This is a genomic window from Intrasporangium sp. (assembly GCF_035280925.1).
Classification (GTDB): domain Bacteria; phylum Actinomycetota; class Actinomycetes; order Actinomycetales; family Dermatophilaceae; genus Intrasporangium.
Map to the genome: position 1 here is coordinate 1 of NZ_DATEEY010000139.1, position 6,756 is coordinate 6,756.

Annotated in this window: 5 protein-coding genes and 1 pseudogene; 3 read left to right on the forward strand and 3 right to left on the reverse strand. The window is 69.8% G+C overall.

The window, feature by feature from the left end; translation table 11 throughout:
- Positions 1 to 209: pseudogene (locus VJN29_RS13115) on the reverse strand (DNA-binding response regulator); the annotation flags it as partial.
- A gap of 145 nt (positions 210 to 354) precedes the next feature.
- Here VJN29_RS13115 and VJN29_RS13120 point away from each other — a divergent pair.
- Entirely contained in the window at positions 355 to 1,083 is a 729-nt protein-coding gene (locus VJN29_RS13120) for a VIT family protein (RefSeq protein WP_324144076.1), read from the forward strand.
- 269 nt (positions 1,084 to 1,352) lie between these two features.
- Entirely contained in the window at positions 1,353 to 3,572 is a 2,220-nt protein-coding gene (locus VJN29_RS13125; protein ID WP_324144077.1) for a DEAD/DEAH box helicase, read from the forward strand.
- A 110-nt stretch (positions 3,573 to 3,682) separates the two neighbouring features.
- On the opposite strand, the gene VJN29_RS13130 is transcribed toward VJN29_RS13125, so the two are convergent.
- On the reverse strand, positions 3,683 to 3,859 hold the full coding sequence (locus tag VJN29_RS13130; RefSeq protein ID WP_324144078.1) for a hypothetical protein: 177 nt from the start codon (positions 3,857 to 3,859) through the stop codon (positions 3,683 to 3,685).
- A gap of 146 nt (positions 3,860 to 4,005) precedes the next feature.
- On the opposite strand from VJN29_RS13130, the gene VJN29_RS13135 reads away from it, so the two are divergent.
- Complete coding sequence (locus VJN29_RS13135; protein ID WP_324144079.1) at positions 4,006 to 5,016, forward strand: hypothetical protein; 1,011 nt, start codon at positions 4,006 to 4,008, stop codon at positions 5,014 to 5,016.
- A gap of 14 nt (positions 5,017 to 5,030) precedes the next feature.
- On the opposite strand, the gene VJN29_RS13140 is transcribed toward VJN29_RS13135, so the two are convergent.
- Positions 5,031 to 6,756 (reverse strand): NAD(+) synthase (locus VJN29_RS13140; RefSeq protein WP_324144080.1); only part of this gene is annotated, 1,726 nt, incomplete at its 5' end.

Here is a 6,756-nt window from a genome sequence, read left to right on the forward strand (position 1 = left end):
TCGAGCACGACGGCATCCGGGTCGAACTCCCGCGCCGCGCGCACGGCGTCCATCCCGGAACCCGCAGCCCGGACCTCCCAGCCCTCGTAGCGCAGGGCCATCCCGAGCAGCTCGGTGAGGTTGGCCTCGTCGTCCACGACGAGGACCCGCACGGGCGAGCCGTCGAGGCGTTGGAGTTTCGGCGCGGCGGTCTTGCTGTCGTTGCTCATGACATCCATGGAACGCGCCAGCCCTGTGGTTTGACCAGTACCTTCCTGTGCGATTCCTGTGCGCCTGCTGTCGAGGTCGTGGCTGCCACACCAGGGCCGAAGTGCCTGCAGTGACATCCGGGACAGGAGATGCCACGATCGGGCGGTGGCCACCTCAGCCGACGAGCAGCTCGACGACCACGACGAGCCCCACGGGGAGAGTCTGGCCACGCGACTGAACTGGCTGCGCGCCGCTGTCCTCGGGGCCAACGACGGCATCGTGTCCACGGCCGGCGTGGTCGTCGGTGTGGCAGGAGCCACCGGCGACAGAGGGGCGATCCTGGTCGCCGGCATCGCCGCGCTCGTCGCGGGAGCGATCTCGATGGCGGCCGGGGAGTACGTCTCGGTGAGCACCCAACGAGACACGGAGCGGTCGGTGCTCCGGCTCGAGCGCTGGGAGCTGCGGCATGATCCCGAGGGGGAGCTCGAGGAGCTCGCCCAGCTGTACCAGGACAAGGGGATCAGCCGGCCGCTCGCCGAGCAGGTGGCCCGAGAGCTGACGGCGCACGATGCCCTCGGCGCCCACGCCGAAGCCGAGCTCGGCATCGACCCGAACGACCTCACGAACCCGTGGCACGCGGCGTGGGCGTCGATGGCCGCCTTCACCGCAGGTGCGCTCCTCCCGCTGCTCACCATCACATTCAGTCCGGCTGCGCTCCGCACCTGGGTCACCGTCGCCAGCGTGACCGTCGCCCTGGCCCTCACCGGCTTGGTGAGCGCGCAGCTCGGAGGCAGTCCCCGTCTGCGCGCCATGGTCCGCACCGTCTCCGGTGGTCTGCTGGCGATGGGGATCACCTACCTCGTCGGCGCTCTCGTCGGGACTGCCCTGGTCTGAGGGTGAGCCTCCCTCGACTGCACAGCAAGCGCCGGGGCACCTCGTCTTCCATGGCGGTCTGGGTACGGTAAACTCGACCTGTCCCAACAGCGTGGACGTCGACAGTTCCGGCCCTTCGGCCCCGATCGCAGCAGTCGCTGAGGTTGACTCCCACGCCCGTTTGGACATCGGGATGGCACTGAGCGCCCGAAGCGCCGAACCACGCGCACGACCTCCCTCGGCGGGGGCCGCCGCTGAACCGGCCTGCACATCGCATCACCAGGAGGAAGATGCCCACGCAAGTCCGTCATCGGTCGAGTGATGGTGTTGACCGAGCTGCGAGCGCCGCCGGCGCAGACAGCGCCAACCGCCTCAACGGTGCCGCACGTTCCTCACGCGGGGGCAACCGGTCATCCCATCGAGAGGACGAGCCGGCTCCCATCATCCCGATCCTCGCCAGACGAGTTCGCGAGGTCGAGGCCCGAGTGGCATCGAAGGGTCGGGCCACCCCGACGAACCGGACGAAGTTCCAGGTCGTCGCCCTGCTCATGCGCGCGGAGCGAGCCAGGGTGAAGGACGACCAGTCCATCTCCGGCGCCACGCGTGCCGACCTGCTCAAGCGGCTCGACGGCATCGCCGGCATCCTGGCCCAGATCGCCGCGCGGGACACCAGTCTGCTGGCACTGCTCGACCCGGCTGCCAAGCCCGGCCCGGCCGCCCAGCAGATGCGTCGCGACTGGCTCCTCGAATCCGGAGCCGAGCTCGCCCCGGAGGACCTCGTGATCAGCCGGCGCGAGCCGGTCGCGCAGGTCATGCCTCCCGAGCTGGCGGCCAAACAGGTCACTCCCCCGACCGTTCCGGCGCGCACCCGCGCCAACCCCTTCCTCGCACCGGACCTGTCGAAGGCGACCCATCAGGACTACGTCGGGCGGCTGTCGAACTGGGAGCTGCTCGACCCGCTGTACCGCGCCTTCGAGCAGGGCTCCGGCGGGGAGGCCGCGACGATGCAGCTGCCGCCGAAGCCGCGCATCGATCGCATCTCCCCACCCGGCTCACAGCTCATGGTCCACCAGTCCCGCTTCCTCCAGGCGGTGCAGCAGGGGCGTCGGACCTTCCTGCTCGCGGACGAGCCCGGCCTGGGCAAGACGGCGCAGTCCGTCCTCGCCGCCTCAGTGGCCAACGCCTATCCGATGCTCGCGGTCGTGCCCAACGTCGTGAAGATCAACTGGGCCCGCGAGGTCGAGCGCTGGACGCCACAGCGCCGCGTCACGATCATCCACGGCGACGGTGAGGACGTCGACGCCTTTGCGGACGTCTTCGTCGTCAACTACGCGATCCTCGACCGCCATTTCGGCTGGCTGTCCAGCTTCGGGTTCCGGTCGATGGTGGTCGACGAGGCGCACTTCATCAAGAACCTCCAGTCCCAGCGGTCCCAGCAGGTCCTCGCCCTCGCCGACCGGCTTCGAGAGACGACCCCGGGTGGGGACCCGCTCCTGCTTGCCCTCACCGGCACTCCCCTGATCAACGACATCAAGGACTTCGACGCGATCTGGCGCTTCCTCGGCTGGATCAAGGACGGCAAGCCGGTCGCCGACATCGTCCGGCGGCTCGACGAGACCGGCTACACACCGATGGACCGGGCGTTCTACCCGGAGGCCAGACAGGCCGTCATCGACATGGGCATCGTCCGTCGGCGCAAGGTCGACGTCGCGAGCGACCTGCCGGACAAGCGGATCGCCGACATCACGGTCGAGCTCGACGACGAGGCCGGCCGCTCGATCGAGCGCGCCGAGCGGGCCCTGGGCGAGCGGCTCGCTCGCCGCTACCGGGCGCAGCTCGCCGAAGGACATGGGCACGAGGCCGATGGAGAGCCGGACGCGGCCCTGATGCGCCGGATCGCGATGGCCGAGCTCAAGGCACCGTCGGGCGAGGGCACTGGTGAGAACGTCTTCGCCCTGGTGCGCCGCATCGGCCAGGCCAAGGCGGCACTCGCGGCCGACTACGCCGCCCAGCTGTCCCACTCGGTGGGCAAGGTCGTGTTCTTCGCCAAGCACCGCGATGTGATGGACAAGGCCGAGCAGGTGCTCGCCGAGGCGGGCCTGCGCACGGTCTCGATCCGAGGCGACCAGACGGCGAAGCAGCGCCAGGATGCCGTCGACGCGTTCCAGAAGGACCCCGAGGTGTCCGTCGCCGTCTGTTCGCTCCTCGCCGCGGGCGTCGGTGTCAACCTCCATGCGTCGTCCAACGTCGTGCTCGCCGAGCTCTCGTGGACCGCGGCCGAGCAGCAGCAGGCGATCGACCGGGTCCACCGCATCGGCCAGGACGAGCCGGTCACCGCGTGGCGGATCCTTGCCGCCGGCACGGTGGACGCACGCATCGCCGAGCTGATCGACGCGAAGCAGGGGCTCGCCCTGCGCGCCCTCGACGGCGGTGACGTGGAGGTGGCCAGCACCGACACGGTCCAGCTCGACGCGCTCGTGACGCTGTTGCGCCAGGCCCTCAACAGCTGACCGCCGCCCGACCGCCAGGAACGTCCTCCCTCACCCAATCGAGTGAACAGCTTTCGGGGTGCAGCAGCGCAAATGCTGTTCACTCGATCGGGTGTCGGGCAGCAGGTGGATCAGTCGGGCGTCTGCGTCGACTCCCGACGCGTCTTCTCGGGACGCTCCGTTCGCTCGTCCGACTCCTCCAGGATCGCCTCCGCCTGCGCCTCGGCGTCATCGCTGCCGGCGGCCTGCTCCTCCGGCAGGAGCTCGGCCCGCTGGGCGATGGCCGACTCGTCAGCCTGCTCACTCATCCCACGACCGTAGCAAGACGACCCGGATGGGTATGCGTCCTCCAGCCTTCCCGGGCACGTGCTCGGTGCACGGACGCACGGAAGCCCGCTCAGCGGCATACGGCCTAATGTGGGTCTGGATCTGACGTCAACCCAGGGAGCTACCGGTGAGCTCGACGACGCGGGCGCTGCGGCGCTGCGCGGCCGGCGTCATGGGCGCCGTGGTCGGTCTCGGAGCCTGTCAGGCGCCTGACCTCGCGCACCCAGGCGACTCGGCCGACCGGACCGCGACACCTGTGCCGCTCGGGAGCACGAGCGACACCCCGACGGCGACCCCCGCGACGACCGCGGCTGCGACCCCGAGCAGGATCCCGGCACGACTCCCAGAGCTGCCCCGTGGCGGCCGGACCCTCTTCCCCCACTACCGGCTCGTCGGCTACGCGGGGGCCCCGGGATCCGCGGCTCTCGGGCGGCTCGGCGTCGGCGACCTCGATGACCGCGTCCGCGAGCTCGAGAAGCGCGCCGCCGCGTTCGCCTCGGGCCGCAAGCCCCAGCCCGTGCTCGAGCTGCTGACCACCATCGTCCAAGGGTCTGCCGGCCGTGACGGGAAGTGGCGCAGCCGCCTGTCCGACAAGGTGATTCGGGAACATCTGGACGCCGCGCGTCGACACAAGGCGATCCTCCTGCTCGGCATCCAGCCCGGCAGGGCCACATTCCTCGACGAGGTCAAGGCGTACGAGAAGTGGCTCCAGCACCCGGACGTCGGCCTGGCCCTCGATCCCGAGTGGGCGATGAAGCCGGGTCAGGTCCCGATGGGCGTCTTCGGTCACACGACCGGACGTGAGGTCAACGAGGTCACGGCATGGGCCGGATCACTCGTGGCCCGCCACCAGCTCCCCGAGAAGGTCGTCGTCGTCCATGAGCTGGCGCCGAACATCATCCGCGACGAGGAGGTCATCCGGAGCCGCACGGGCGTGGCCCTCATCAAGTCGGTGGACGGCATCGGCAGCCGGGCGATGAAGGAGGACACCTGGCGCAAGCTGACCACCACGCTGCCGAAGGGCATGCGCGTGGGTTTCAAGCTCTTCCTCGAGGAGGATGGCAAGTTCGGACCGCTGATGACGCCCGCCGAGGTGCTCGCGCTCAAACCGACCGTCGACTACGTCCTCTTCGAGTAGACCCGCGAGGGGCCTCAGGCCTCGGGGACGTTGGCGTCGAGCTCGTCGAGCCACGTCGCGGCCGAGACGTCCGACGGCATGCGCCAGTCACCCCGAGGGGACAGCGAGCCACCAGCGGCGACCTTGGGGCCGTTGGGCAGAGCCGACCGTTTGAACTGGTTGGCGAAGAAGCGCCGCAGGAACACCTCCAACCAGCGCCGGATCGTCGGGAGGTCGTAGGCCAGGCGCTCGGCAGCCGGGTAGCCGGCGGGCCATTCGCCGGCCGCCGCGTCGTGCCAGGCGTGCCAGGACAGGAACGCGATCTTCGAGGGGCGGTAGCCCCAGCGCAGCACGTGGTAGAGGTTGAAGTCCTGGAGCGAGTACGGCCCGATCTGCGCCTGGGTGGACTGCGGCTGCTCACCCTCCTTGGCCGGGACCAGCTCCGGCGTGATCTCGGTGGCGAGGATGGACATCAACGTCTCTCCCACGTGCTCCTCGAACTGGCCCGAGGACACGACCCAGCGGATGAGGTGCTGCATGAGGGTCTTGGGGACCCCGGCGTTCACCCCGTAGTGCGACATCTGGTCCCCAACCCCGTAGGTGCACCAGCCGAGGGCCAGCTCGGACAGGTCGCCGGTGCCGAGGACGATGCCGCCACGCTGGTTCGCAATGCGGAAGAGGTAGTCGGTGCGCAGGCCGGCCTGCACGTTCTCGAAGGTCACGTCGTAGACCTCGTCGCCACGCGCGAAGGGGTGTCCCATCGTCCGCAGCATCTCCGTCGCCGCCGGGCGGATGTCGAGCTCCTCCCACGTGACGCCCAGCGCCTCCATGAGCAGCATCGCGTTGTTCTTCGTGTGCGCCGTCGTCGCGAATCCCGGCATCGTGAAGGCGAGGATGTCGGTGCGTGGCCGCCGGAGCCGATCCATCGCCTTGGCCGCGACGATGAGGGCGTGCGTCGAGTCGAGCCCCCCGGACACGCCGATGACGACCTTCGGCTGGCCGATGGCCCGGAGACGCTGCTCGAGCCCGGACACCTGGATGTTGTACGCCTCGTAGCAGTCGAGGGCGAGGCGGTCCTCGTCGTCGGGCACGAACGGGAAACGGTCGATCTTGCGCCGCAGGCCGATGTCCCCCGTGGGCGGGCCCAGCTCGAACTCGACGGTCCGGAAGTCCGAGACGCGCTCTGCGAGGGTGCGCCGGTTGTCGTCGAAGGTGCCCATCCGGATGCGCTCCTGCCGGAGCATGTCGAGGTCGATGTCGGCAACGGACCGACGGGGCCCCTCGGGGAACCGCTCCGTCTCGGCCAGCAGGTGGCCGCGCTCGTAGACCATCGTCTGGCCGTCCCAGGACAGGTCGGTGGTCGACTCTCCTTCGCCCGCCGCCGAGTAGAGGTAGGCGGCAAGGCACCTGGAGGAGGCGCTGCGGCTGAGAAGGTGCCGGTCCTCGGCCCTACCGACCGTGATGGGAGAGCCGGAGATGTTGACGAGGACGGTGGCCCCGGCGAGGGCGGCCTCCGCGCTCGGCGGGATCGGGATCCACATGTCCTCGCACACCTCGACCCCGAGGACGAAGCCCTCGAGATCGGTTGCCCTGAAGAGAAGGTCGGTGCCGAACGGCACCCGCCATCCGGCGACCTCGATCGTCCCGCCGCGCTGGTCGTCGCCGGACGCGAAGTGCCGGGCCTCGTAGAACTCGCGATAGGTCGGCAGGTACGCCTTGGGGGACACCCCGAGGATGGCGCCGCCGTGCACGACCACGGCA

Excerpts from the sequence above, each read along its gene's own strand:
- VJN29_RS13130 (WP_324144078.1), bottom strand. The coding sequence starts at position 3,859 with ATGAGTGAGCAGGCTGACGAGTCGGCCATCGCCCAGCGGGCCGAGCTC.
- VJN29_RS13125 (WP_324144077.1), top strand. The coding sequence starts at position 1,353 with ATGCCCACGCAAGTCCGTCATCGGTCGAGTGATGGTGTTGACCGAGCT.